A 679-nucleotide genomic window follows, 5' to 3' on the forward strand; every position below is an offset into this window, starting at 1 on the left:
GATTTCGCCGAGCAGCGTTTGCATGAGAATGTTCAGAGTATTACCGATATCGCGTTGCAACTGGGCTATGCAGAAACTGCGGTCTTCAGCCGCCACTTTCGTCGCTGGACGGGAAAATCGCCAAGGCAATGGCGGTTAGATAAAATGGCGGCTAGATAAGCAGAGTTAAACGGGTGAGCAGACCATGTTTTGTTGGCGATTCTTGAGGCTTTTCTCGCTTAAAAAGCCACTCCCCTTTCTTTGCAGAGAATGACTGGTTAAAATGCAGAAAATTGCGCACTAACTGGATTAAACATGGCGAAACTTACCCTTCAAGAACAAATGCTAAAAGCGGGCTTAGTTAACGAGAAAAAACTAAAGAAAGCGAAAAAAGGCTCAAAGAAATCACGCGTTCAAGCACGCGAAGTTAAAGCGGCGGTTGAAGAGAGTAAACGCCAGCAGGTAGAGCGAGACAAACAGCTAAGCCAACAACAAAACGCAGAGCGTCTAAGCAAAGAGATCAAAGCGCAAATCAATCAACTGATTGAGATGAACAAGATCGAGCTAAAAGATGGCGACATCAAATACAACTTCACGCACGGTACACTAGTGAAATCACTTTATGTAGATTCACTTATCCGCGAGCAGCTGATCAAAGGCATTTTGGCTATTGCTATTGTCGGTGAAAGCTACGTTGTCA

The 679-nt window shown here is 44.8% G+C and carries 2 protein-coding genes; both read left to right on the forward strand.

Translation table 11 applies throughout. The features are described from left to right. Positions 1 to 159 (forward strand): AraC family transcriptional regulator (locus R7040_RS26915; RefSeq protein WP_318097665.1); only part of this gene is annotated, 159 nt, incomplete at its 5' end. Positions 160 to 294: 135 nt separating this feature from the next. Beyond that, on the forward strand, positions 295 to 679 hold a 385-nt coding region (locus tag R7040_RS26920), incomplete at its 3' end, for a DUF2058 family protein (protein ID WP_318097663.1).

Source organism: Vibrio sp. 1069 (genome assembly GCF_033340555.1).